The 24,713-nt window shown below is 55.6% G+C and carries 22 protein-coding genes and 1 pseudogene; 14 read left to right on the top strand and 9 right to left on the bottom strand.

Annotation, left to right across the window (positions count from 1 at the left end):
- The first annotated feature begins 337 nt into the window (after positions 1-337).
- The 7 genes and pseudogenes from BEN49_RS04460 (at position 338) to BEN49_RS04490 (ending at position 9,314) form a co-directional block, all read left to right on the top strand.
- The gene (locus BEN49_RS04460) at positions 338-2,134 is read left to right on the top strand and encodes a capsule assembly Wzi family protein (RefSeq protein ID WP_141765612.1); all 1,797 of its coding nucleotides are present in this window, start codon (positions 338-340) and stop codon (positions 2,132-2,134) included.
- A 162-nt stretch (positions 2,135-2,296) separates the two neighbouring features.
- The gene (locus tag BEN49_RS04465) at positions 2,297-4,141 is read left to right on the top strand and encodes an ABC transporter ATP-binding protein (RefSeq protein WP_070741326.1); all 1,845 of its coding nucleotides are present in this window, start codon (positions 2,297-2,299) and stop codon (positions 4,139-4,141) included.
- Positions 4,142-4,520: 379 nt separating this feature from the next.
- Complete coding sequence (locus BEN49_RS04470) at positions 4,521-5,018, top strand: hypothetical protein (protein ID WP_125916509.1); 498 nt, start codon at positions 4,521-4,523, stop codon at positions 5,016-5,018.
- Between the two features lie 30 nt (positions 5,019-5,048).
- Entirely contained in the window at positions 5,049-5,645 is a 597-nt protein-coding gene (gene lpcA / locus BEN49_RS04475) for a D-sedoheptulose 7-phosphate isomerase (RefSeq protein ID WP_070741332.1), read from the top strand.
- Positions 5,646-5,811: 166 nt separating this feature from the next.
- Positions 5,812-6,441, top strand: a pseudogene (locus BEN49_RS04480) (magnesium chelatase domain-containing protein); the annotation flags it as partial.
- An 81-nt stretch (positions 6,442-6,522) separates the two neighbouring features.
- A complete protein-coding gene (locus tag BEN49_RS04485; protein ID WP_125916511.1) occupies positions 6,523-8,247 on the top strand; it encodes a hypothetical protein in 1,725 nt (574 codons plus the stop codon).
- Between the two features lie 263 nt (positions 8,248-8,510).
- Entirely contained in the window at positions 8,511-9,314 is an 804-nt protein-coding gene (locus BEN49_RS04490; RefSeq protein WP_125916513.1) for a hypothetical protein, read from the top strand.
- Between the two features lie 646 nt (positions 9,315-9,960).
- Here the strand turns inward: BEN49_RS04490 and BEN49_RS04495 are convergent.
- Together BEN49_RS04495 and BEN49_RS04500 are read right to left on the bottom strand one after the other, a co-directional pair.
- Positions 9,961-10,566: a hypothetical protein gene (locus tag BEN49_RS04495; RefSeq protein ID WP_125916515.1), complete on the bottom strand. Its 606-nt coding sequence runs from the start codon at positions 10,564-10,566 to the stop codon at positions 9,961-9,963.
- A gap of 249 nt (positions 10,567-10,815) precedes the next feature.
- Positions 10,816-11,337, bottom strand: coding sequence for a hypothetical protein (locus tag BEN49_RS04500; RefSeq protein WP_125916517.1), 522 nt, complete (start codon positions 11,335-11,337; stop codon positions 10,816-10,818).
- Between the two features lie 156 nt (positions 11,338-11,493).
- Between BEN49_RS04500 and BEN49_RS30790 the strand changes: the two genes are divergently transcribed.
- Both BEN49_RS30790 and BEN49_RS30050 read left to right on the top strand, forming a co-directional pair.
- Positions 11,494-11,718, top strand: coding sequence for a helix-turn-helix domain-containing protein (locus BEN49_RS30790; RefSeq protein ID WP_070741347.1), 225 nt, complete (start codon positions 11,494-11,496; stop codon positions 11,716-11,718).
- A gap of 195 nt (positions 11,719-11,913) precedes the next feature.
- Positions 11,914-12,036 carry a multidrug transporter gene (locus BEN49_RS30050; protein WP_125916519.1) on the top strand — a complete coding sequence of 41 codons (123 nt, stop codon included), beginning with the start codon at positions 11,914-11,916 and terminating at the stop codon, positions 12,034-12,036.
- Positions 12,037-12,254: 218 nt separating this feature from the next.
- Here the strand turns inward: BEN49_RS30050 and BEN49_RS26595 are convergent, their stop codons facing one another.
- The 3 genes from BEN49_RS26595 to BEN49_RS04520 form a co-directional block, all read right to left on the bottom strand.
- Positions 12,255-12,635, bottom strand: a complete 381-nt coding sequence (locus BEN49_RS26595) for a lamin tail domain-containing protein (protein WP_125916521.1) — start codon at positions 12,633-12,635, stop codon at positions 12,255-12,257.
- Between the two features lie 139 nt (positions 12,636-12,774).
- Positions 12,775-13,395, bottom strand: coding sequence for a P63C domain-containing protein (locus BEN49_RS04515; protein WP_083325768.1), 621 nt, complete (start codon positions 13,393-13,395; stop codon positions 12,775-12,777).
- A 28-nt stretch (positions 13,396-13,423) separates the two neighbouring features.
- Positions 13,424-14,620: an ImmA/IrrE family metallo-endopeptidase gene (locus tag BEN49_RS04520; RefSeq protein ID WP_070741356.1), complete on the bottom strand. Its 1,197-nt coding sequence runs from the start codon at positions 14,618-14,620 to the stop codon at positions 13,424-13,426.
- Positions 14,621-15,238: 618 nt separating this feature from the next.
- Between BEN49_RS04520 and BEN49_RS04525 the strand changes: the two genes are divergently transcribed.
- The 3 genes from BEN49_RS04525 to BEN49_RS25320 all read left to right on the top strand — a co-directional run bounded on the left by BEN49_RS04525 (position 15,239) and on the right by BEN49_RS25320 (position 18,934).
- Entirely contained in the window at positions 15,239-15,970 is a 732-nt protein-coding gene (locus BEN49_RS04525; RefSeq protein ID WP_070741359.1) for an outer membrane beta-barrel protein, read from the top strand.
- 95 nt (positions 15,971-16,065) lie between these two features.
- Positions 16,066-16,818 (top strand): IS5 family transposase, encoded by a 753-nt coding sequence (locus BEN49_RS04530; protein ID WP_070741361.1) that lies wholly within the window; start codon positions 16,066-16,068, stop codon positions 16,816-16,818.
- Positions 16,819-16,876: 58 nt separating this feature from the next.
- Positions 16,877-18,934: a DUF8696 domain-containing protein gene (locus BEN49_RS25320; RefSeq protein ID WP_083325769.1), complete on the top strand. Its 2,058-nt coding sequence runs from the start codon at positions 16,877-16,879 to the stop codon at positions 18,932-18,934.
- Positions 18,935-19,044: 110 nt separating this feature from the next.
- Here BEN49_RS25320 and BEN49_RS04540 read toward each other — a convergent pair whose 3' ends face one another.
- Positions 19,045-19,506, bottom strand: a complete 462-nt coding sequence (locus BEN49_RS04540; protein WP_070741365.1) for a lipocalin family protein — start codon at positions 19,504-19,506, stop codon at positions 19,045-19,047.
- 163 nt (positions 19,507-19,669) lie between these two features.
- Positions 19,670-20,128, bottom strand: coding sequence for a hypothetical protein (locus tag BEN49_RS04545; RefSeq protein ID WP_070741368.1), 459 nt, complete (start codon positions 20,126-20,128; stop codon positions 19,670-19,672).
- Positions 20,129-20,854: 726 nt separating this feature from the next.
- Here BEN49_RS04545 and BEN49_RS04550 point away from each other — a divergent pair.
- Together BEN49_RS04550 and BEN49_RS04555 are read left to right on the top strand one after the other, a co-directional pair.
- The gene (locus tag BEN49_RS04550; RefSeq protein ID WP_070741371.1) at positions 20,855-21,730 is read left to right on the top strand and encodes a sce7726 family protein; all 876 of its coding nucleotides are present in this window, start codon (positions 20,855-20,857) and stop codon (positions 21,728-21,730) included.
- 15 nt (positions 21,731-21,745) lie between these two features.
- Entirely contained in the window at positions 21,746-22,678 is a 933-nt protein-coding gene (locus BEN49_RS04555; RefSeq protein WP_070741374.1) for a sce7725 family protein, read from the top strand.
- A 91-nt stretch (positions 22,679-22,769) separates the two neighbouring features.
- Here BEN49_RS04555 and BEN49_RS04560 read toward each other — a convergent pair whose 3' ends face one another.
- Positions 22,770-23,810, bottom strand: coding sequence for a TniQ family protein (locus BEN49_RS04560; protein ID WP_070741377.1), 1,041 nt, complete (start codon positions 23,808-23,810; stop codon positions 22,770-22,772).
- Positions 23,807-24,706, bottom strand: a complete 900-nt coding sequence (locus BEN49_RS04565) for a TniB family NTP-binding protein (protein ID WP_070741379.1) — start codon at positions 24,704-24,706, stop codon at positions 23,807-23,809. The genes BEN49_RS04560 and BEN49_RS04565 overlap by 4 nt, the downstream gene beginning before the upstream one ends.
- Positions 24,707-24,713 lie beyond the last annotated feature (7 nt).

A 24,713-nucleotide genomic window follows, 5' to 3' on the forward strand; every position in this document is an offset into this window, starting at 1 on the left:
CCAACGCCCAAAGGTACCCGCCCCGCGCCCCCCCCGGGCAGCCCCCGCGCTGCCAACGGCCGCTTGCGTAGGTTTGTTAATTAATGCGTGCGGCGCGCAATGCCCCCGGCTTTACTGAGTTGATTATTCTATATGAAACAAATCTTTTTACTCCTCGCTACCTGCGCATTACCGGCCGGCTTCGCAGCGGCCCAAACGCCCACCGCCCCGGCCCCCGTCTCCGTTGCCCCACGCCCCGGGTGGCGAAAAATCGAACTGGTATATCTTTAGCGACACTCTAAAGCCAGCGGCCCGGACGCCCCAGCCAGCCCCGGCGGCCGCCCCGGTAGCCATGCCGATGGTCGCTCCGACGAGTGACCCGATGGCCGCCCCGGCCGGGGCCCCAGCGGTAGCCGCGCCACAGCCCGCCAGGGCCCCAGCAGCCCCGGCCAGCCCCGCCCCGTTCTCCACCCAGGGCCCCACCTATGTGCCGCTTGACTCGGACATCTACCGGCTCATCGACCGCTACGCCATTAAGTATGGGCCTGACTCACTGAACGACCCGCACACCAGCGTGCGGCCCTACACCCGCGCCGGCGTGGCCCGCCTGGGCGAGCGGCTGCTCTCGCCCGACAGCACAGGGGTGGGCCCCGGCACCCTCTCGCGCGCCGACCGCTTTAATGCGCAGTACTTACTGAAGGACAACTGGCCCAGCTCGCCCCAGGGCACGGCAATTAACCAGAGCACGAAGCCCATTCTGACGTATTTCTACCGCGACCAAACCGATTTATACAGCGTTCAAACCAAGGATTTTACGCTGCGCGTGAACCCCGTGCTGCTGCTGGAAGGTGGCAAGGACAGCAAGATTGGCGGCTTCCGCTACGTGAACACCCGCGGGGCCCAAATCGAGGGTTCGGTGGACCAGCGCCTGGGCTTTTACCTGTTCCTCACCGACAACCAAATGGCGGTGCCCGGCTACGTGCAGGACCGCATTCTGCGCGACACCATTGCGCCGCACGAAGGCTACCTCAAGCCGTTCAAAGCGGCAGTTATCGGCCCGGGCAGCAGCGCCTACGACTTTTTCACGGCCCGCGGCTACGTGACTTACGCGGCCACGAAGCACATCAACGTGCAGTTTGGGCACGACCGCAACGTCATCGGCAACGGCTACCGCTCGCTCATCCTCTCGGATTACAGTGCCCCGTATTTCTTTCTGAAACTGAACACGCGCATCTGGAAGCTCAACTACCAGAACTTATTTACGGAGATGGTTGCAGAGCGCAAAAACGCCGATCAGGTGTACCCCAAAAAGTACCTGGCCCTGCACCACCTCAGCCTCGACGTGACGAAGAACTTCAACATCGGCCTGTTCGAGTCGGAAGTAATTGGACGCCCCGGGCGGGGCCTGGAAATTCAGTACCTCAACCCCCTCATCTTCTACCGCGCCATCGAGCAGAACGTGGGCTCGGCTGACAACGCGCTGCTGGGCCTCGATTTTAAGTGGAATATCAAGCACACGGCCCAGCTGTATGGGCAAGTGGTGCTCGATGAGTTTAAGCTCAACGAGGTGCTGTCCGGCGACGGGTGGTGGTCCAACAAGCAGGCCGTGCAGCTGGGAGGCAAATACATTGATGTAGCAGGCATTCAGAACCTTGACTTGCAGCTCGAATTCAACTACATCCGCCCTTATACCTACCAGCACACGTCCTTCTACACGGCCTACACTAACTACCAGCAGCCCCTGGCCCACCCCATGGGCGCCAACCTGGCCGAGGTGCTGGCCATCGTCAGCTACCAGCCCTTGCCGCGCCTGAACCTGGTAGCCAAAGCCTTCTACACCAAGCAGGGTCTCGACTACGGCCAGGACTACGCCGGCAACCGCGTCATTAATTACGGTGGCAACCCACTGCTACCCTACGTGCCCCACCCCCAGGACTTTGGCAACCGCGTGGGCCAGGGCAACCAAAGCAAGCTGTTCCACTTCGACTTCACGGCCACCTACCAGCCACGCCTGAACCTGTACCTGGACGCCAAGCTCATTGCCCGGCACCAAACCCTGGACCAGCCCCTGCCCTACTCCGTGGGCACCGGCAATGAAACCTACGCCTCGCTGGCCGTGCGCTGGAACATCGCCAAGCGCCTGAACGAGTTTTAATCATTGATTAGACGTGATTAACCGTGATTTCGCTGATCAACTAGGGAAGGCGACAGGTAATTAACGATTTTTGCCAATCGTTACCGGATATGAATAATTGCGATAACACACGTGAAATCAGGAATCAGCGAAATCACGGTTAATCTGCATAATCTGTGATTTATGAAGACGTACCTCCGCATCCTGCAATACGCCCGGCCCTGGCTGGCGTTCTTGCCTCAATACCTGCTGTACACGGTGCTGACCATCTTTTTCAGCATCGGCAACTTCACGCTGATTATTCCACTACTCAGCGTTTTGTTTGACAAAACGGATAAGGTGCACGAGCAAGCCCCAGCCCACCTGCCCGCCTTCAAGCCCACCATTGATTGGGTAACGCAGACCTTCAATTATTTCTTTGCCGACGTACTGGCGGGGTATGGTAAAATGGGGGCCCTGGCCTTTGTGTGCGGGGTGGTAGTGGCCTCGGTGCTGCTGAGCAACGTGTTTCGCTACCTGAGCCTGCGGCTACTGGCCAAAGTGCGGGCCCGCGTGGTGCGCAACCTGCGGCGCGACCTGTACTACCGCGTAGTGGGGCTCCAACTGGGCTTTTTTTCGAATGAGCGCAAAGGGGATTTGATGTCGCGCTTCACGGCCGACGTGCAGGAGGTAGAAACTTCGGTGGTGAACACCATGACGGCGGTTATCAAGGAGCCGCTCACCATCGTGGCGTATTTCCTGGTGCTGTTCCACATTTCGGCCCCGCTCACCTTGTTCACGCTGGTGCTGCTGCCCATATCGGGCGGCATCATTGCCAGCATCGCCAAGCGGCTGCGGCGGCAGGCCGAAATCAGCCAAAGCACGCTGGGCTCGATGATGTCGGTGATTGACGAAACGCTGGGCGGCATCCGGGTTATCAAAGCTTTTAATGCCCAGGGCTACATCAAAGGTAAATTTGATGAGCAAAACGACCAGTATGCCCGCACCTCGCGGCGCATGGACAACACCCGCGACCTGGCCTCGCCGTTCTCCGAATTCGTCGGCGTATCGGTGGTAGCGGGGCTGCTGTACTTTGGCGGCTCGCTCATTTTGGGCGGCAACACTACCCTGACGGGCCAGGAGTTCATTGGCTACGTCATCCTGTTTTCGCAGGTGCTCACGCCGGCTAAGGCGCTGTCGGGCTCGTTCGGCAACATCCAGCGCGGGCTGGTATCCGGCGGGCGAGTGCTGCGCATCATCGACACCGAGCCGACGGTGCGCGACCGGCCGGGGGCCCTAACGCTGCCGCCCTTCGAACGAGAAATTGAGCTGCGCGACGTGCAGTTCAGCTACGGCGATACGCCCGTGCTCTACGACCTGAACCTGACCATTAAAAAAGGCCAGATGGTGGCGTTGGTGGGCCCCAGCGGCGGCGGCAAAAGCACGGTAGCCGACCTGCTACCCCGCTTTTATGACGCCAGCGGCGGCCAGATCTTCATCGACGGGCACGACGTGCGCGCCTGCACCATCCACTCGGTGCGCGACCAGATGGGCATCGTCACGCAGGAGAGCATTTTGTTCAACGACACGATTTTCAACAACATTCGCTTCAATACCGAGGCTACCGAGGCCGAAGTCATCGAAGCCGCCAAAATTGCTAACGCCCACGAGTTCATCGTGGCCAGCCCCGACGGCTACCAAACCGTGATTGGCGACCGCGGCGGCCGGCTGTCGGGCGGGCAGCGCCAACGCCTGAGCATTGCCCGCGCCATCCTGCGCAACCCGCCCATCCTGATTCTGGACGAGGCCACTTCGGCGCTCGATACCGAGAGCGAAAAGCTGGTGCAGGAAGCCCTGCAACGCCTGATGGCGGCGCGCACCTCGCTGGTTATTGCCCACCGCCTGAGCACGGTGCAGCACGCCGACGAAATCATCGTGCTCCAGCACGGCCGCATTGTGGAGCGCGGCACTCACGACGAGCTGTCGCGGCGGCCCGGTGGTGTGTACCAGCGCCTTAGCTCGCTGCAAACCAATGCCGCGCTGGTGTAGGGCCCCGGCACGGCTTATCTTTAGTCCGCCGCTTATTTCTTCCCTTCTCCGCCCATGCTCAGCAAAAACGCCTCGCGCTGGTTCGGCTCCCTCATCTTGCTGATGCTCGCCCTGCGCTTTGGCTACAAGTACTACCACAGCCAGCAGCGGCCGGCCTACGAAGTGCAGATGTAAACGCTCAAGGCCAAAAACCAGGTCCTCATGCAAGCCATTCAGGCCGACCAGGATGCCCAACGGGCCGCCGGGAAGGCACCCATCCTCGCCGATTCGGCGGTTATTGCCACCGACTTTACCTTGCAAGCCCGGTAGCCGGGGCCCCACGGGAAGCGTTTCGCAGCCTTTCCCGTATTCAATTCTTCTTCTTTAAACTCGCCTGATCATGGTTGCGCTCAAACGTTTCGTTTCAATAATAGTGATGGTGTACCTGCTGCTGGCCCTGCTGTTTCTGCTGGTGCCGGCGGTGCAGACCTCGGTGGCGGGCATGGGCTCGGCATTGCCAGAGGTGGAGCTAGACCGGAATTTCTTCCGGATGCTGGCCATCATAGGAGCCATCATTCTGGCCGTGCACCTGGTGGTTGAAAACCTCGACAGCAGCCTCTTGCGCCGCAACGTGGCCAAGCAGGATGGTCGCATCAACGAGCTAAAGGCCAAGCTCTACGACAACCAGCAAGCGCGGCCGCCTCTGCCCGCAGGGGGCCCCCAAGGCGCACCCGCCAACCAATACGAGGGGCCCCAGGGCGCGCCCGCCGGCCGCTACGGAAACCTCAGTGGGGCCCCCACCGGGCCGCCCGCCCCACCGGCGCCCCAACGGCCCCTGTTTCCGCAGCACGACCCCAGCCTGCCCAATACGCCTTCGGCCGAGCGGCCGCCGCTGTAGTTCTTTTTTCCCGCGCCCTACCCTTTTCGCGTGCCCCACCCCACCACTGCCCTCACCGCCACCATCCACGCCGAGCTGGCCGAAGCCCGTGCCGTGCTCGACCGCTTTCTGGCCGATGAAACCAACCTGGCCCGCATCGCCGAAACGGCTGAGTTGATGGCGCACTGCCTCCGGAACGGCGGCAAAATCCTCACCTGCGGCAACGGCGGCAGCCTCTGCGACGCCCAGCACTTTGCCGAGGAGCTGAGCGGCCGCTACCGCGCCGACCGCAGGGCCCTGGCCGCCATCGCCCTCACCGACGCCTCGCACATGACTTGCGTGGCCAACGACTACGGCTTTGAGTTCGTCTTCAGCCGCTTCGTGGAGGCCCTGGGCCGGCCGGGCGACGTGCTGCTGGCCCTCAGCACCAGCGGCAACTCGCCCAACGTGCTCCGCGCCGCCGAGGCCGCTAGGGCCCTGGGCATGCAAGTAGTTGCCCTCACCGGCAAAGACGGCGGCGCACTGGCCAGCAGTTGCGACGTGGAAATCAGGGCCCCGCACAGCGGCTACGCCGACCGCATCCAGGAAATCCACATCAAAGTGATTCACATTTTGATCATGCTGATTGAGCAGCTGGTCATCGATTAATTTCTGCTCAAGTAGGGCCCCTGGGCTGGCTACAGGCCGTCCCGGTTGAGCCTATCGAAGCATATCCCCCGCGTAACCAATTAATTACTGCTGCGGGCAAGATGCTTCGCGCTGCATGACGGCCTAATTACTAACTAATTAAATAATTTCTATCACTAATTATTTTATGCTGACCAAGACCTTCGGCTCGGCTGTGCAAGGTGTTAATGCCTACACCATCATTATTGAAGTAGTGGTGTCGGCCGGGACTGGCTTTAACGTGGTGGGCTTGCCGGATAATGCCATCAAGGAGAGCCAGCAGCGGATTGAGGCGGCGCTAAAGTTCCGCGGCTACCGGATGCCGCGCACCAAAACGGTGGTGAACATGGCCCCGGCTGACATCCGCAAAGAGGGCGCGGCCTACGACTTGCCCATTGCGCTGGGCATTCTGCACGCCTCGCAACAGCTGAACACCGAGCGGCTGGGCGACTACGTCATCATGGGCGAAATGTCGCTCGATGGCGAACTGCGGCCCATCAAGGGCGTGCTGCCAATTGCCATTCAGGCCCGCAAGGAAGGCTTCAAGGGCATCATCCTGCCCAAGGAAAACGCCGAGGAAGCGGCCATCGTCAACAACCTCGACGTGCTGGCGGTGGGCAGCATGCAAGAGGCCATCGACTTTCTGGAAGGCCGCGCTGACGTGAAGCCCACGGTGGTCGACACACGCGACCTATTCCAGCACGCGGTGAACAAGTACACCGCTGACTTTGCCGACGTGCAGGGCCAGGAAAATATCAAGCGGGCCCTGGAAATTGCTGTCAATTATCAAAGTAGATGAGAACTTGCCAAAGTAAATGAGAATCTGCCAAAGAAGATAAGAAACCTCTGCTTGCCACTGATGCTCACTTCAGCCTTTAACATTGGTCCCTTCCCAGATGTAGGAGGGCTCTACCAATTGGTCTATTTAGGGGCTTTGGAGCAACAAGGCACTGCACCACGAGAGAAGTCCGTGCTGGCTTACTTCCGTGGGACGGATTGGAAACAAAGCCCTAGCCAGCCTTTTGAAGACTACATAGTAAGAAAGCTAAATATCCACCAAGGAATTAGTTTGCAGGTCGGCTCCTTATGGCAATCAGACGGATCCCAAGCAGCCTCGAGTAGGGTTTGCCTCAAAGAAACCCGAACGTTCACGCTCGGTCCGGGCGTGCTGTCCCCCCGTACTTTGTTGGGCATCCTACCAACCTTGGTTTCCTCGCCACCTGCACTTCTCTCCAATTTTCTATCTAATCCGCTACTAGCAGTCATCCAAGGAACGCCTTTCGTTACGGTTCAACACAGCGAAACCACCATCCTAATCCCCTGCTTGGAGCTGGCACGGGCTTTTTATTTTTGGGCGGGCCCAAGGATAGTAGATTTCTTTTTTTACCCCGGCCACGTCCAAGACCTGTGCCAACCCGTGGTTCCCCCCACTCTGCGAAACCGTAAGTCGGCCCGCCTGTTGTTGCGCAGCCGCAACGCGAAGCCCGCTCTTTTCGATTTACCCCGTCACTTTACTAAGGAACAAGTGGCGGTGTTGGCGGAGTTGTTGTTTAATCCCAGCTTCAACAAGTCGTTCACGCAAGTGCAGGCAAAACTGCTGACCCAGTGGGCCCGTTCACCCAGAGCCCATTTGTGGTTAGAGTTGATCCTTGAGAAAGGCGTTACCGTCAAGGCCAACGGCATTAGCTTCAAAGAAGGTGACGACTCGTACTTCTGGGTCACTTCCTTATTTAAGCGAAGCAACTATTTTTGCTTCAATAAGTTAAAGTACACGTCGCTTGACGATCACCGGCCAGGGCGTACACGGGCCACGGCCGACTTCCACGCGGAGTTGGACCGCCATCGCTTGCGGGCCCACATAAAACTGAATGCACCACTGGCCCCCGTGCAGGACTCCAGCCAAGCGGGCAGCAGCTTGTACGGTACGCCAGAAGTCGCCTTGCTCACCGACGACGAAGTCGCCCTTCCCAGCATTGAACGCACGGCAAAAGTATTACAGGAGACGGTTACAGAGTCCACCTACCGCCACGTTTACGGTCGGCCAACCGTGCTGAGCGAAAGGGGCGGCGGGCGTGATTTAGACGTTGCCAAAGCATTTTTTCACCTGGAGCAAGACAAGGTTACTTACGCTTGGTACTTCCGGGCCATCGTGGCGGAGTTGCGGCGTAACTATTCGGTTCGGTGCCTGGAGGTCAACAACGCGGCCCGTGCGTTCGACCCGGGAGTTTGCGTGTTGCGGTTTCTTACAAGGCCTCCTTACCGGGTGGCCATTGCCGAGGTATTGCACCAACGCCGGTACTATTATTTTTTTCAGGTGTTGGCCAGTCAAAGCAGGAGGTGGGCTTTCCTGTTCACCGCCAACAACCAAGTGGCCTTGTCTGCTGATCAAATCAATGGTTTAATGCTAGCCATTAGTAAGTCCAAAGATGATTGGGTGTTGGCCAAAAAGAAATATTTGGAACGCCTAAGTAGGTGGTTCGATGATGCTTTAACTATTATTCCCCACAACCGCAAAGGAATTGTATCAGACGTGAAACGCTGTAAAGACGATATGCAGAACCAATTTCGGATTAAGCGCAGGTAAAATGTTAACTCCGTTTGGTTTGGTATAGCTAGATCGCTTTAAACTCACATACGTCCGCACCATGCCACCGAGAACCTACCTACCGTAATCTTAAGATCAATCAAATTGTAAAAGGAAAACGCCGCTAACAAGTTCTCTCAGACATGCGGTGAAGAAGTGAGTTCGGAATAATTGTTTCCCCCGTGATAGGCCAGACTCTCCCACGGGGCCTGGTCTATGTTCGTTTTTAGTACGCCCATCCTTTACCAGCGTTTCGAACAACCATGTCTACTGAAGCATCGGCCGAGGAGCTACCCAGCACCCCTCTTATCCCCCTTTCATCAGCTGAGAACCCTACCGCGTCGCCTTCCTCCGGCGGGACTGCACCCGATGCTTTCGCGGGCCCTGCACGTTTCGTGGCGAAAGAACGTGAGGTCCCGGTCAACCCCAAGTTTGAGAAGAAGTTCAGCAAGTACCTCGAACGGACAGAAAAAGGAATAGAAAAACTAACAGACCGCCAATCTATTTCAGGCCAAGAGTTTGACAAACAAATTGTGGCGCTTGCTGGCGGTGGGTTGGCCTTGACCATCACCTTGTCAAAGGATTTCTTGGCTCAAGGCGCTGACCTCGTCGGGTTTCTCTTTGCAAGTTGGGGATGTTTCTTGCTGGCTTTAACTGCCAACCTCATTTCCCACAGAACTTCCACGGAGCATTATAACCTAATGATTCAACGGCAGCAGCATTATTTGGATTGCGCTGAAAATGACAATAGTGATATTGACGAAGAACTGGACGAAACGTTGGGAAAGCGCATTAACTATCGGACCAAGTGGGTAAACGGCCTCAACTTGGGAGCGCTAATTGGTTGTTTGCTTGGTATCGTCTTCTTCATTATCTTTACTTTTTACAATAAAGACCATGCCGATGCACGACCAAGACCCGTCCCAGCCAAGGCCATTGCCGACCCACGCTCCCGACCTTATCAAAGGCCTGCCGGCAACCACGGTGCAACTAAGCCCGCCCCGCCCACCGCAGGCACCCGTTACGATAGTGCCGGCGGCGCTACAGGAGACGAAGTAAAAAAGTAGCTTTCTCAATAAATTTACCCCCGCCCCATGAGCGAGCAAGCCCCTGCCGATGGACCGGTCCGTGGTGTGATCAAACCGCCTCATACCGAACAACTCAGCCTTCCTCCCACGGGGAATATGATTAATCCGGCACGTCCACCAAAACTGACGCCGCCGGTAGACGCTGCTGCCAAAAAATGAGTTTGTTATTTTTTGGTTATCCAATACCTTGTTATTTAGCCCAATACTTTTACACTAATCATTTTTACTTATGAACCTTGACATGTTAAATCAATTAGGAGGGCTCATCCGCCCCATTTCTGTGACTATGCCGTTGGGAGAACAAGCCAGCCTAACCCCAACAAACATCATGGTGAGCCCTCCGCGCCCACCGAAACCGCCGGTTCTCACAAACGACGGGAAAAAGTAAACACTGCAACAACAAGGTTGTAAAGTGGTGTATCTCACCAGTCCTACAGGCGGGTCAAAGGATGTGCTGTGGCAAGGGCCTTCCCGGCGGGTAATTCGCTTGTGCTTACGGCCCCGCCACTTGGGTTAGCCGTCTTACCAAAAAACTAAAGCCCAACAACAATGCTGGGCTTTTTTTATGTTCGCGAGCGGTGGACGAGCGAAAAAATGCGGGGGCAGGCTATTAGCCATTGCCCAACTATTGTACGGAGTTCTCAGCCTTTAGCTGAGTAGCCGCTGCCTTCTCGGCTTGGGCTTCCAGCGGCTCGCTGACGATGTCCAGCTGTGCAGAGGGGCCGTGGTCTGAAAAGGGCCGCGTGTAGACCGCTCGGGTTTGCTTGCCCTGCCAGATGACGCCATCTAGGCGGTAGCGTTCACCGGCCCCGAAAAGATACTCCGCTTCTTTCTTGAATAAATCGCGGTTGACGCCGTAAGTCGTCGTCGTAAAGTACGCGAACTTGCCGTCGATAAAATAATAGCTGGTGGTGAGTTGTTGGGCGTGCTTCCCAAACCAACCGTCGCCTTGTGCGGATTGGCCGGAAGGATAGTAATAAGACTTCATCCCCAAGGCATTGCTGCCCCGCGCCTTTAGGCCAGGAAAGGCAGCCAGTGGCTCACCGAAGTGGTGGCCCGGGATGCCGTTGAGCGAATCCACTTTCATTGGTGCTGTCCGCTTGGCTGGGGCAATGCGGGACGGCGCAGTGGTTGCCGCGGAATCGTTGGCAGTGGGAGCAGACTGGGAGCAACTGCTCAGCAGCAGCCCGGTTAAAATCGCCCGTAGGGGCAGCGAGGAGAAGTGGTACACGGAAGCACGAAAGCGAAGGGTGATAAAAAATCAATGACGAAACAACCGACTGCTTGGCGCAAAAAGTGCTGGCAGGCGCTGACAACGGACGGGTGCACGAGCGGCGCGGCAACCAAGCGGACCAGGCCCGGTAAAACGTTGGCTTGGGAGCAGGCCGTGCTTGGCAGCAGTGGCAAGCCTGGGTTCGCTATGCCTTAAGCAACCAGCCCCCTGCAATTCGTCCGCGCTCAACAGGGCAATACCGGCCAACTACTGCACAGCTGGGCGCTTTGCCAGAGGCAGTAGATCCAGTGACGTTTGCGCGGGTATGGGCACGCACGATTCGGGGTAGCGTTCCAATAACTGCGTCAGGGCCCGGTTCACCAACGCCGATTTGCTTTCGCGCCGCCAAAAACTTGCGCGGCTCAGGCTTTCAAGCACGTCCGTGCAAAAGGTGTACGTTTGTTTCTTCTCGCGGCGCTGCCCCGCTTGGGGCGGCAACGGAACCGCTGCCGCCCCAAGCGGGGCAGCGGTGGATGCAGGGGGCAACGGGGCCAGCGGGGCGGAAAAGGGGTGTTGGTCCTCAAAATAACGGGCCAAATCCGTCAGCCCTTCGGACGTTGCGGTCGCTTGGTTTGCGTCGAGTTGCAGCAGGGGCTGAAGGTGCTTAAAAGCCTGGTGCCATTGCGGCCACGTCAGGGCCGGGTAGTACGGACGCAGTACCTGGCGGGCGCTGAGCAGGGCTTGCGTGAGTTGAGCAGGGGAAGCTTGTGCACAAGGAATCAGGGGCAAGTCGGGAGCAAGGGGTGAGTCCATCCAAGGCGCGATTGGTAAGTCCTGGGTGACCTGCCAAGGGCCATCCCACCGGGCGAAGATAGGAATAATGAAGCAAATAATGACAAATGTGTCATTGTTAGCGATTCGGCTAAGCCGGACTTTGCTGGCCGAATGCCGTCCCCCCTTTTTGATGCTTCTCTTCTGGAATCGGAAGTTGTGTACCGCTTGCAGCGACTACGCCGCGAGCGGGGGTACACCTTGTCAGAAGTGTACGATGCGACCGGCATCCACATCGCCCGGTTAGAAGCCAGTAAGGCAAATATGACGGTGACCACCTTGGCGACATTGTGCCGACACTACGAGGTTTCCTTGGCTGATTTTTTCCGCGGCTTATAACGCATCGGCTGTTACGCTAAGCAACGAGAGTGGGGGAAATTTTCGCAGCAAGTACACGAGTGCTTCAAGAATCAAAGCACGCTGCAAATTTGTAGCATAACCCCCGTTTGAAAAATCAATTTGCTTTTTGTAAGCAGTTTGAACTAAGACTCTAAAGCCAATTGTTTTATATGCTCACCAACTATTTGCACGGCTATGCCTAAAGCACCCGAACCCAAAAAAACCATTTACCGCAATTCGGATAACGGTCAAATTGTAAAAAAGGAATATGCTGAAAAGCATCCAAAAACCACGGAAAAGGAGCGGGTTAAAAAATAATGTTACCTTTCTTACAATAGGCCAGCCTTTATAAAAGACTGGCCTATTTTTTTAGCGTTTTAGCTGCTATAACTAATGCCTTTAAAAGCAATGTTTATTAAAGCACACATTTGAGAGCATAGTACCTATCGTTAGCTAGTAAATAACTATCTACCTATTTAAAGCAAAATAGCCCAGCTACTAACAGCTGGACTATTTTGCTTTAAATAAGCATGTTATCAGATAGCAGGAACGGTCACACTATTTATTGCGGAATAACGAAGTAGGGTCGCTACATCTCCACCTTTATTATTCCAAATGCAAGCTTTGGATTTCCAATAAAAATGGTGTACTACCAGTTTCTTGCTCGATACGGTACGCTGGTAAGCACCATTGCCGCTACCACTGCCGGTATGCAGACGCACATATTCTCCAGCTTTGACTTCCTGTGGTGGAAAAGCAAAAATGTGCCGAAATTCGTTAGTCACTACATCGGACGGGCCAAAAGTGCGGTCAATAACCGCATAATCGCGCAAGTTTACGTCTGCATAGGCATGCAAACGAACGTATTCTTCTTCCGGCTTATTACTATTGACGACTGAAAGCAATTTCAAATCCATAAGAATTGGCAATGGTGGTAAGACATTAAAACCCAACGATCACTTAAGCAAGTTACCTGTCACGAGTAATGGCCACAAGCAATATAGTCTTTGCAGTAGGCGTAGCAAGAAGATTATTGAAGAATAATGACGCGCGTACTCAGAACGTTTCGATCTGGTAAGGCACCGCGTATTGTTGAAAAAGCTTCTGCCGAAATTCGTACATAGTAGCGCACGTTTTCATCAGGTCCACCGCTTCGTCCCGAAACTGCTCAAGCTTGGCTTGCCCTTCGGGCGTTAAGTACTGGAAAAGCTTGTGTGGGCGTACCCCGTTGGTGAAGGCGGGGTTTACGGCCCGTAGCGCCGGCAACACCTCTTTCGAAAAGCGGCCGTAAATGATCTCGCACAACCAAGTCCCGACAACCGACGGCTTGATGAACTGCGCCGGATCAAAATCCAACCCCGACAGGCGTTTTAGCTCCGAGAAAAACGGAATGCTGTTGGGAAACAACGGCGCGTAGGGCAGTCGATTGGCCGAAACGATGGCATTGATTTCGCCGATCGTTATCTTGAATCCGCTGCGCAACTCGATTACCTCCTGCTCCCTTTTGAGCCGAACTTGCTTCGCCGTTTTCGCCAGGTAATCCGCGCCTTGAATGAGCATCTGGCCCAAAAGCGCTTGTTGCTCTTGGGACTTTTTGGATACTTCCGCTTTCGGCTTGGGCGAAACGACCACAGGCGGTTGCACCGGCTCAGCTGGGCTTTCAGTATAATTTTTCATAAATAGCTTGGGTTAGGTATACCTTGGGTTAAATGTACATGGCGGTTTTAAGCGGTTGCATGATTGTTTCTACCCGTTCCCCTCCTTCGAAGGCAGCGCCGAAGTAGTGCACGCAGTCGCTGGCGGCGGGGGAATGCTTCCGGGCCAACGCCCAGGCGGACCGGCTCTTTGGCATGGCATGGGCGCACTGCGCATACACGATGCTGGGGTGCACGTGGTTATCGGCCGCAAACTGCTCCACGTAGCCCGCATCGTGGATGTAGCGCTTGATTTGCTCCACTTTGTCCAGCGAAAACAAGTACTCGCGCGCGAACGTGTTGGCCTCGTGCTCCCGCGCTTGGACCGACAGCTGCGTGTTCTCGTCGTCGCTGATGTGGTACTGGTTCTCTCGTATCTCGTCCCAGTCAAACAAGACGTGGGCCAATTCGTGGAACAGCGCAAACCACAACGTTGGGTAAAACCCCACGTAGTCGGTGATGACGATGCACGGCTTGCCGTTCTGATTAAAGGTGGCGCCGCGAAGCTGGAGCGTCGGGAGCGACTGCTGAAGCACCACGGTGACACCGACGCGGTGAAGCAGGCCGATTACCTCAGGCAAGCCGCGCTGCACGTTGGTTGTGTACCAGCGCAGGCGAGGGAACAGTTTGATCAGTGCCTCTCGGTCGTAAGCGTACGGATTGTCTATCTCGGCAAAACACGCCTGGGCGGCTTTGATCCAGATAGCGCGCGTAAGTCCATTTTTTGGTTCGAACGAGCCCACGCAGAACGCCACGTCAACGGCAGGTTTGCGGTATTCGAGAATGGATTTCAGCCCGAGCCGAGCCGTCAGCCGTTTTTCAATGTGTTCAAAGTCAGTGATGTTATCAATCCATTTGGCTTTCCGAAGCACGGCCAAATCAAAATTCTCCTTGATGAACTCTACTTTCTTGGCGGAGATCGTTGCCGTAGGGAAGTTCTTTTCAATCGCCTCCAGGTACAGGTTAACCACTTGTTCGCGCGGCACTTGCAAAAAGTTGGCGACCTTGCTCAGAATGGTAATATCCACTGTCTTCTGGGTACCGTTCAGAATGCCGTTCAAGGCGCGGAGCTGCACGCCCAAGATGTTGCAAGCAACGGTTAGGGAGATGCCAAGCGCCTGCGTCTTTCGCTCGAAAAGTTCGCGGAGGGTGTTAGACGGGAATAGGCCGCCCAACAAGGAATCGATGTCCTTGTATTTATCGTCCATGGTTGCCCGGTGCAAGAATAAAATGCAGTATTACATTGGCAAATGTACGGCACCTGGAGGCTCCTGGTACGCTTTTGCAGAAAAAAAATGCAGCAGTGCATCAAAAAAAACCACTCCTAAATTTTTCTTAGCAACCGCACCAATGATGTGCTTTTGTAGGTCCTGGCGCCTTGGCAACACTAAATAAAGCTTTTGCTAGGTTGCTTGCGTGCGGTGGCTTTCCGAAGCTGGGCGCAGGCCTTCGGCTTTGAAAGCGTCAGCGCATTTGCGCCGTTTGTCCGGCGCCTGCGTGCTCCTTTTTTATGCTTCTGTGCTCGGAAGCGTATGCTTTGCTTCGGTGCGTCTGGCCTAAGACTCCTCCAGTGCCAAGCAAATGCCTTGGGTTATAAAGCTTGCGGCTGTGCGCAGAACCGAAGCGTTTTGGCTGCTAATGTCACGCATCCTCTTCTTTTTGCAACGGCAATGGCAATAAACTGCCTTTGCAGCGTCCCAGCAAGCACAGTTGGGTATACTTGCATTTAATCTTCGATGGGTGCTTGTCACAATTTCTACCAAAGTGTCCTGCGAAGGGCGAAAACACTATTCTACCTTTCTCAACCGGATAACTCCTCTTGATGCATGAAAACAATTCATAAGCTTGCAGTAATCGGCGCCCTGTGCTGGGGCAGCGTACCGGGCGTAGCCCACGCGCAAACCAGCTTCAGCCTAGTCCCACAAATTGGCCTAAGTCTCACCACCGCTCGGTACGAGGACGCTTCCCAACCCAGTGGCGCGATCGACATCGCCTACCGCCGCGGGCTGACGGCCGGTGTATTGGCAAGCCTTCAGCACCAGCGCGTTTCGCTGCAAGTGGGGGCGCAGTTCGCAGCGCGGGGCTTCACGTTGAACGAAACGTACGCGACGCCCTCTTCCGCAGGTCCTCTAGCCACCAATTACCACCAGCAATACCGCTTCAACTATTTGGATTTTCCCCTAACGGTTGCGTTTTCTCAACACCCGGACGGGCAAGGGGCGCAAGTATTCGGGGGTGGTTACGTAGCGGTCTTACTCGGTGGCCAGGTTAAGTACGATAACTCCTTTGAAACCCTCAACGGCCCGGTGAATTTCCAAAGCGAAAGCCAAGTCCGGGCGGGAGACAGCCCAAGCATTCTTCAAGGCGACTTCTACACCAAGCGCGTTGACGCGGGGGTGAAAGCAGGGGTGGGTTACCGGTGGCACAGCCTGCTACTGCGTGGATCCTATCAAATTGGGTTGGTTAATTTGGGCACCGTGCAGCAAAATAATCCCCTACCCGCACCGAAGTACTATAACCGCAGCTTTGACATTAGCTTGGGTTATTACCTTTTTTAGAGAGCCTCGTTCGTTAAGAGCCTGTTAAAATTCACAAGTAACTGTTAGACAAAAAGAAACCAGCCAGGTTACCGTATTTTTTCATTCGACCAAAGATGTACGAAACAGACCTGACTGATTTCCAGTGGCAAGTTATTCAAGAAATATTGCCTGATACGCGCCGTCGCAAGCATTCGCTACGCCTAATTGTCAATGCGTTGCTTTACCTGACCAAGAGCGGCTGTCAGTGGCGGCTGTTGCCGCGCGAGTTTCCGGCCTTTCCCCTGGTCTACTACTATTTCCGACGCTGGCAGGCCGACGGGCGCTGGGCGGCGCTCAATCAGGCCCTGGTGCGCCGCCACCGCCAGCGCGCGGCCCCCTCGCGGCAGCCCAACCCGCGCGTGGCCGTGCTCGATGCGCAATCCATCAAATGCAGTGAGCGGGGCGTGTTGGACCAGGGCTTTGACGGCCACAAAAAAATCCAGGGCCGCAAGCATCAGCTCGTCGTTGACACCGACGGCCTGCTGCTGGCCGCTCATGTCGAGCCGGCCCACGAAAACGACCGGGTGGGCGGCAAGGCGGCCCTGCAAAAGCTGGCCCAGCAGCGCTATGAGCGTCCTGGCCGATGCCGGTTACCACGGCGCCTAGCCCAGTGGACCCGGGAGCACTGCGGCTGGCGACTGGAAACAGCCCCCGGCCTGACGGGCAGTGCCCGCTTTACGCCCGTGCCCACCCGCTGGGTCGTCGAGCGCACCATCAGCTGGTTACAATGGGACCGACGCTTGAGTCGCGACTACGAATGCGAAAGCGCCGCCGCCGAAGCAACCATCTTCCTAGCCAGCATTCGACACCTTATCCGTAAATTTTAACAGGTTCTAAGTAGTCCACTTTTCCTCCAAAATCCACCTTTTTCCTTCTCTACCCCCTATGAAACACAAATACCTAGTTCTCTTACTTTTACTTTTGTTAATGCACTGCACCGGACAGGTGTTTGCGCAAACATTCGTAGATCCGTACAAGTTCCCCAGTGGGCCACCCAGCACTTTCTTGATTAATCAAATTGCGGGTGGAGATGCAAGTCGGTCTGTTCCTAAGCCGGCTTCAGGCGCAACGAGTAACTACAATTACGAATACCACTTGTACCGGAAAATTGCGACCAGTTCCGTTGGGTATGTGAATATTTTCGTTGGTACAAGCCCTACTAGCTTGGCTGGTGGCAGCCTTATTCCCAATGTAAATACCGCAACGTTATCGTGGCAACCAATCTACACCAACTCAGGTGCTCCTGTCAACGAAATGATAACGGTGACCGGCTCCCTCGCGCTTACTGATGCCCAGGCTGGTAGCAACACGGGATTTTATGCCGTTTATTACAACTCCGGTACCAACCCGGCGCAAAAAGTTGAGGTTACTCCCCCCGTCATCCTAGGGCCACCCCCTACTACCCCTACCGCCCCTACCCCGACCCCAGGCGTCGCATATATTGCTTCCGTCACACCTAATAGCGGCATGGTAAATGGAAAATATGCACTCACTTTCAGCATAGTCAATGGAGATGACTTCAATTACATATTTTCGTTTCTGGGAGCTCAGTTTGGCATATCAACTACTACTGCAGGCAGTTATGGACCTACATATAAAGGAGGCGCATTAGTAACCGGTAATACTCCAGGAACTTACGACATAATAGGGTTTGTAAGAGGTCGAACGGTCACAATTCCATTTACTGTTTACAAGCCGCCCATTACTAATTATATTCCGTGTGGTACCGGTACAGAAATATGCACTACTAATCAATGTGTTGCTTACAATACACAGCCAAGCCCAATACAAGGCCGCATTCTAGCGGATACTGGTTCTGATGATTATAAAGATTATGTTCAAGTATACGGAACACCTTCAGATCCACCAGTTTTTGCTAATGGGATAGAATATGAGTGGGTCCAGTGGCAAAAAAGCACTGATAACAGCAACTGGTCGGATATTGACGGAGCTACCCAAGCTAATTACACCCCCGGCCCAATTACCGTAACAACTTATTTCCGGCGCATATCAACACACTTACGCACACCTACTTTTGCTCCGAATTACCGGGAATACTGGTATACCAGTAACACGGTTACTTTAACTGCTGGAGCGGCGACTCCCGTGCCCGTGCAATCCACATACGCCACGTGCAGCGCCACATCCCCTGCGACCGTTGCCATCAACCCCGCTGCAAACGCTGCTTCTTACAACTGGTACGCAGCTGATCCTGCCGTCAGCATAAACGGCCAAGGACGTAGTCTTAGTAATACCGCTGCCCGGAGCGTCCAAGTTACCCTCCCAAGCAATGCTACCGCAGGCACGCAGTACGCCATCTACGCCAGCGCCAACAATTCGTGCGGCAAGTCGCCTGATGCGACCCTTTACGTTACCATCTCGAACGGCGCTGCTGTCGGTACTCCGTCCGGAGCCGTATGGCTTCGAACCGGTAGCGGTTGTCCTTACCTTTACAACCTGAGAATGTCTACTGTATCGGGCGCTACCTCTTATTCCGCGGTGGACAGCAACGGCTCTAGCGCGAACGGCACCGTCGACCAAGCAACTCAAAAGGTTACGTTTGCTTTGTACGAGGCAGGCCCCCAGACGGGCATCACGGCCACGGTAACGGCCACGGGTCCGTGCGGCAGCGCTTCCTACACCACTGCCCCTGCCACCTTGGCTGGAGTAACAGGCGGTAAAGCGTGTCCATCCGCTCAAACGGCGCAACAGGCCATTTACCCCAACCCTGCCACTTCCCAGTTGAATATCGCCACGGACGGCCAAGCAGCCCGGGTGACGTTTTACGACGCGGCGGGCACCCCACGGAAGACCTTGCAACTTCGGGAAGGTGCGGCGCTAAATGCCGTAAACGTTCGGGACCTGCCCACGGGCCTTTACCACGTGCAGGTACTGATCGACGGGCAAACCCCCATTGACAAACAGGTGTTGATTCAACCCTAGCAACAGCCGCAGGCGGATCAGGTCTGTCCCCAACGCTTGAAAGCAGAACTTCCCCCAACTACCCAGCAATCACGCCGGGCAGCTGGGGGAAGTTCTCTTTGTTGCTCATGCTACTTGATTGCCGTAAAGATTTGTACGATCGTTGCTTTCGTGCCATCACTTTGCAGGCGAACGGTGGTAAGCTTCAAGGAGCTGGCCGTGAGTTCGTTAACGGTAGCCGTGTAATTATCCCCAGTATACGAGATACTTAGCTGCGTGTCATTGTTCGCAAAAGCCCAGGTGCCCAGTTGCGTTTGCGCATCCCGCGAATCGCACTTAGTAGCCCCCTCGTCGACCACGTAAGTACTGGGATCTGCAAACTGCACGTAATCGTCGAGCTTACAAGGCGCTGAGAGCGCGGTAAGGTCTATCGTCGGTTGGCCAGGACCGGCAATGGTGGCGCTGCTCACGCGCCATTTTTGTGCGGTCAGCAGTTGCGTTGGCGTTAGCGGTTGCGGATCATCGCCTTTTTTGCTACAAGCAACAATTGCACTAACTGCTACGAGCGCAGTGAAGAGTAAACTAATTTTCATAGCTGGTTTTATGCAAAGATTAAAACATCAAGAAATTACAGAAAATCCTGCACACGGCAGGTAACTCGCAAGTGATTTTAGCAGCTGATAGCCATTGAAAGCAACCCTTGTGTGCGATAAGCGTCGTGACTCGTTTTCATGAAACGATCATATAGCCCACTCCTTAGTTCACGGCTTTGTAAACAAGGGAAGTAGTTTCCTCGATCCCATTGTTTTGTTGCACGCTGTGCATCTTTAAGGAAACAGCTGTCAATTGATCGACCGTGTAATTGGTCGAGAAGCCGTCGTAGGTGATGGTCAATTGCGTCCCAAAATTACCTAGGAACCATAACCCCGGTTGTTCTTGTGGATCCGATGGATCGCACTTGGTTGGTCCTTCGTTGTAAGCATAGACATTGCTTGCATTAAACTGCTGAAAATCATCCTTGTTGCAAGGAAGCAGCAACGCGTAATTATCCAAGGGGGTAAAGCCCGGCAAGTTAATAAGCGAAGAATTGCTGATTAACTTCCATTTGGTGCCACTCAAAAGGTTGTCGGGTGTAGACAGTTGGAGGCCATCTTTTTTGCAGCCAGCCGTTGCACTAGCCAAGGCAAAGGCTAGCACTAGTAAATCTTTTCTCATCGTAAAAACACTAAATGGTCGGGAAAGAATGGGTACGCGTAAAGTAACGTAATCTTTACAGTGTACCGATCTGGTGATTGGCTTGCCTATGTTGTTGAGTGCTAGGGCAGCGAATTCCTAATCTACGGTGGTCGGCGCAAAAGCCAATGGGCTGAGGTGGGCTGGAAGAAATAACGGAGTTCAAGCGGGGGCCAGCAAGCGGGGCCAGCAAGAAGTGCAGCTGCTAGGCAAGGTATCGGTCCCCAAGTATTCGGCCAGTCCAAACAGGCTTTTTTCAGGGTAGAACGCAGGCCCTACGGGGCAGCAGCTCGGCGCTGCGCGTACGCCAGTCGGACACAGCCCGGTTGTTTTTAGGGAGATTGTCGGCCCAGCCAAAGCGGGCTATTGCTTGGGTTCGTCCGTTGCAGACAAGACGCCTCACGTGTGGGCTATGCCGACTTCCGGGGAACCGGCCGCCGTTCCACGCACGCACTCGGCATTGAAAGCGCGCTTGCTTTCAGGCGTGTAACGGGCATAGGCAGTCTACTAGCATTTAGCTTTTCATTAGGTCCTACTGCGATGAAATGACAGTAATTTAAAGTATCGTTTTTAGCTATATTTTTTAGTATTTTTTATCATAATATGTTGTTTTTCTTTATGTTATGGTGTATATTTACATACTAACATAATCCACCCTATAGAGGTGGTCCCGCAAAAAAAGCTGTTCAACTTTATCTTTGCGCCCCCGTGAAGTCGTTTACCCGCACCCAAGGCCAGCCCACCCACCACTACGCGCTAGCGCAGCTGTTCGGCTCTTCGCTGCTTAACGGCATCGTCAAGGACGATTACGAAAGCAAGCTCCAAGCCTTGTTTGCCTACTGCGGACTGGAGGTTCCCAACTGGTCGATTGCGAACGCACTCGCTGCTGCTTACGCGCACCTGAGCCGTCATTACCGCTGCGAATACGTTTACAAAAACGAGATCGCCAACCAGTTGCTGTTGGCTCGCCACCGGCATAATTCCGCCACGCTGTTGCGCGAATTGCCCTCCGACCGGTCCATCGCCGACATCGTCATCGTCAACGGTATCACCGCCGCGTACGAAATCAAAACCGAGCTGGACAACTTCGATCGGCTCGCCAACCAAGCGGCCGACTACTTAAAGCTCTACGACTGCTTGTATGTTGTTACCCACGAAGCCGCCGTTCCTTCCCTGAAGCAGCGCCTGCCCCCTGGGGTTGGGCTGCTCGTGCTCAGCGAATCGATGCACCTGGACGAAGTTCGGGCCGCGGAAGTTCGGGACGACCTTTTCGATGCCAGCAAAGCGGTGTTGACCTTGCGGCAAAGCGAATTGGTCGCTGCGTACGAGCAGCTGGTCGGCAAACTTCCCCCCATGGGCACGGCTTCCATCCTGTCGTATTGCCACAGCTTTTATCACGCGCTTAGCAAGCAAGAAGCCAGGAACGTGTTTTACGAAGCGCTCAAAAGTCGACGGCCGGCGGCGCACCAATACCAGTTGCTGCTCGATTGTGAGAAGTCGCTGAAAATGTCGTTCTTGGGACGGGATCTACCCAAAAAGCTCTGTCGCACCGTCCGAACACGCCTTGGCTTAGACCCGGCGTAATTTCCCCTCCCGCCCGTGTACTTTCCCTACTTGCGCGCAAAAGAGTTTGAGTTGAAAACAATACTTGGGCTGCCGCCGCACGTCTTCGAGCGGGCCCTGCCTATTGTCGAGCCCATCAACCTGAACAAACTCAAGCTCTACAAACAGATCGCTGTTGAGAACCGGCCGCTGATCTTGGTCACCAACCCCACGCAGGGTAAAGACCGTCCTTCCGGCAGCGAGGTACAAAAGTTTTTGGTGGAGGAAGCCTTGGCCAGCCACAACCACCTGATTTTGGCGCACGTCATCACCAACAAATTGCATGTTGGTGCCGTGCAGTCCTTTCTCACGGCGAACCCATTTCACGGCAAAGCACTCATCTTTCAGCACTTGCCCCTGCTGACCGATTTGCACACCATCGACCAACTGCTCAGAAAGCACAGCGAGGTCAAATACATTGTCTTTGACCTTTCCTATGCGCACGAGTTATTGAGCAGCCCGGTGGCGTGGCACCCGGGCAAAGTCTTGATCCAGGATGGATTCCAGGCCGAAGACCGCAACAGCGAATACCCGCCCAAAAGCAAGTTTGCTTCGCCCTTTGCCACTTGGAGCAAATCCGGTTTTGCCGGCTACGGCGACTATTTGATCAACGGGCGCAAATACACCGACGGGGGCGGCCGCGTCAAGGTGGTGGCCCTTCACCTAACCGAGCCGCCCGTTGGCAGTGAAGTGGTCATGCACCACTTCAAATCAACTTCTTTGGCGGACGTAAGCGGCCTGGCCCCAACAAAATTTAAAGAAGCGTGTGCCGCTTTGGTGACCGCGCCTGCCACCAGTAAGATGAAACCTACGAGCGGGTTGTCCATGTACGCCAATTGGCACCTCAAGGACTTTTTTCCTCAATTGGGGGCGGCAAAGCAGGCTTCCATGCAGCACCACATCGAGGTAATGGCCAAGCTTGTACCTTAAACTTGCCGTTGCCGTTTGCAAGCACGATGTAGATTCGTCTTCCTTTTTACCGAAAGCACCGTTCAGTCACAAACCGTTTGCGCGAAGCAAACTATCGCCAGAAATCTCCGAACCGTCGATTTTTGTTGTTCATGTGCAGGTGTTCCCACACCACGCGGTGGTACCAGAAGGGCACCTCGGGCATATCGGCTAACAACGGCGTGCTGCTCACTTGGTTTTGTTTCGCCACGCGAACGAAACGGGTGGGCCACTCCGTAAGCAACCATTGGGCTTGCCGTACCACCCCGCCCCGCGCCCGTAACGGCAGCAATTCAAAGGGAAGGCGGCGCGTGCGCACGGCAGGGCATTCTTCGACCGGGCTCCACCCCGTCAGCGCGTCCACGGCCCGCTGGAGGGCCGTGCTGACGGGGCGCGCACTGATTAGGGTTCTGGCCAACCGGTGCAGCACGTCAAAATACTGGTGGGGGTAAAAGGCTTGTTGGTTCCAGCCTTCCCGCAAAATGCGCTCCCATTCGGCCTGCTCCCCGCAAACTACGGCGGGGGCGCACTCCGCGGGAACCGTGGCCAGGTCCAGCCCGCAACGGAAACAATGAGAGATGGGCGTATCGGGCAGGGCCGACTTGCGCCCCAGTTCCACCCGAAAGAAGGTAACGGGCTGCGTGCAGGCGGGGCACCTATCGTGGAGGTACACCCCGCAACGCGTGCAGACCTGGGCCAACGCTAGGCGCCAATGGGTCCGAAAATAAGGCGTGTCCCCGTCGGCTTTCAAGCAACTAGGGCAAAATAATAGGCCGCAATGGCGGTGGGTTCGGTGGTAAACGCCCAGCGGCAAGATCCATTTCGTACTGGTGTTGGCGTGGTGCTGCAAGTACAACCGGCCCTCGTAGCGGCGCAACGCCGTTTCGCGAATGCGGGCAAGCGGCGTGGTGGTGCGGCCCGCCAAGGTCTGGAGCACCAACTCGGGGGCGGCCATGTCCAGGTTACGGTTCCACAAGCTGCTGGTTGGGAACAGCAGCTTGCCGAACGTGTAGGTTTTCATCAAGTGGTCGTGCGCCAGGCGGGTGAGCCAACTCGAAAGCAGTTCGTCCGGGCGCGGGTGCGAGGCGCAGGGCAGGCGACCGGGCAGCGTCACGTACTGATGGGCAAGTGCTTGTGAAACTTCATGCGCTCCGAGGGCACCGTGTAATCCAATCGGTTGAGCAGGGCCAGGGTAATACACTCCGTCTTGCCTTGGATGGCCGCGATGGCAGCCCGCTTTAGCAATTTGGACAAATCCCCAATGGTTCCTTCGCTCATGCTCAACAGCTTGTAGGCAAGGGCTTCTTCGCTCAGGCCGGACGGCTTTCTCAGCGGCAATAACCGCTCGAAGCTCAGCAGCAGCCGCAGGTACTCCTCCCCCATCGTCCACCGGGGCAGGGCCACGGGCTCGAACCGGTTGGCCAGTTGTTCGTCGTGCTGAATGGCGTTGAATGCCGTTCGCAGCCCCGCACACACGAGCGGAATCATCAATTCGTTGGACAGGTACTTGAGCACGTTGAGGAAGAGCCGTTGCTTGGCCTGGTTGCCTGCCAGCACGTGCTGGATTTCGTCGATGACTAACAATTTGACTTCCAAGAGCCGGAGGATGTGCAGGACTTGCTGCTGTTTTTTGTCCACTCGGTCGGCCAAGCGATAAGGCGTGCCAACGCGGTCCAGAATCAAGTTGTAAAACCGGCGCTCGTCCGGCTCGGGCGGGGCCTGGATGTAGAACACCGGCCAAACCAGGCGGCCGTCCTCCTCGCGGTCAAACGGGACGTGCGCATCCGCAAATCGTTGCAGGATGAGCGATTTTCCGTTGTTCGTGTCGCCCACCACCAGCAAGTTGGGCATCCGGTGCGAGGCCGGGTGGTGCAACAAGTCGTCCATTTTCCCGGCGATGTGCCGGGCGCGGGTGTAGGGAATCCACTTGGTGGCCAGGACGGCCCGTTGCCGCTCGCGGTCGGGCAGTTCCAGCAGCTTCGCGATGTCAGGATGCAAATGAGGCGTCATACAGGTC

It is taken from the genome of Hymenobacter coccineus, from assembly GCF_001816125.1.
GTDB classification, from domain to species: domain Bacteria; phylum Bacteroidota; class Bacteroidia; order Cytophagales; family Hymenobacteraceae; genus Hymenobacter; species Hymenobacter coccineus.

What these genes read in the sequence shown, in the direction of transcription:
- BEN49_RS04465 (WP_070741326.1), top strand. Translation starts at nt 2,297, where the DNA reads ATGAAGACGTACCTCCGCATCCTGCAATACGCCCGGCCCTGGCTGGCG.
- BEN49_RS04540 (WP_070741365.1), bottom strand. Translation starts at nt 19,506, where the DNA reads ATGAAAATTAGTTTACTCTTCACTGCGCTCGTAGCAGTTAGTGCAATT.
- BEN49_RS04515 (WP_083325768.1), bottom strand. Translation starts at nt 13,395, where the DNA reads ATGAAAAATTATACTGAAAGCCCAGCTGAGCCGGTGCAACCGCCTGTG.
- BEN49_RS26595 (WP_125916521.1), bottom strand. Translation starts at nt 12,635, where the DNA reads ATGGATTTGAAATTGCTTTCAGTCGTCAATAGTAATAAGCCGGAAGAA.
- BEN49_RS04545 (WP_070741368.1), bottom strand. Translation starts at nt 20,128, where the DNA reads ATGAGAAAAGATTTACTAGTGCTAGCCTTTGCCTTGGCTAGTGCAACG.
- BEN49_RS04460 (WP_141765612.1), top strand. Translation starts at nt 338, where the DNA reads ATGGTCGCTCCGACGAGTGACCCGATGGCCGCCCCGGCCGGGGCCCCA.
- BEN49_RS04525 (WP_070741359.1), top strand. Translation starts at nt 15,239, where the DNA reads ATGAAAACAATTCATAAGCTTGCAGTAATCGGCGCCCTGTGCTGGGGC.
- BEN49_RS25320 (WP_083325769.1), top strand. Translation starts at nt 16,877, where the DNA reads ATGAAACACAAATACCTAGTTCTCTTACTTTTACTTTTGTTAATGCAC.
- BEN49_RS30050 (WP_125916519.1), top strand. Translation starts at nt 11,914, where the DNA reads ATGCCTAAAGCACCCGAACCCAAAAAAACCATTTACCGCAATTCGGAT.
- BEN49_RS04470 (WP_125916509.1), top strand. Translation starts at nt 4,521, where the DNA reads ATGGTTGCGCTCAAACGTTTCGTTTCAATAATAGTGATGGTGTACCTG.
- BEN49_RS04485 (WP_125916511.1), top strand. Translation starts at nt 6,523, where the DNA reads ATGCTCACTTCAGCCTTTAACATTGGTCCCTTCCCAGATGTAGGAGGG.
- BEN49_RS04530 (WP_070741361.1), top strand. Translation starts at nt 16,066, where the DNA reads ATGTACGAAACAGACCTGACTGATTTCCAGTGGCAAGTTATTCAAGAA.
- BEN49_RS04565 (WP_070741379.1), bottom strand. Translation starts at nt 24,706, where the DNA reads ATGACGCCTCATTTGCATCCTGACATCGCGAAGCTGCTGGAACTGCCC.
- BEN49_RS04490 (WP_125916513.1), top strand. Translation starts at nt 8,511, where the DNA reads ATGTCTACTGAAGCATCGGCCGAGGAGCTACCCAGCACCCCTCTTATC.
- BEN49_RS30790 (WP_070741347.1), top strand. Translation starts at nt 11,494, where the DNA reads ATGCCGTCCCCCCTTTTTGATGCTTCTCTTCTGGAATCGGAAGTTGTG.
- BEN49_RS04520 (WP_070741356.1), bottom strand. Translation starts at nt 14,620, where the DNA reads ATGGACGATAAATACAAGGACATCGATTCCTTGTTGGGCGGCCTATTC.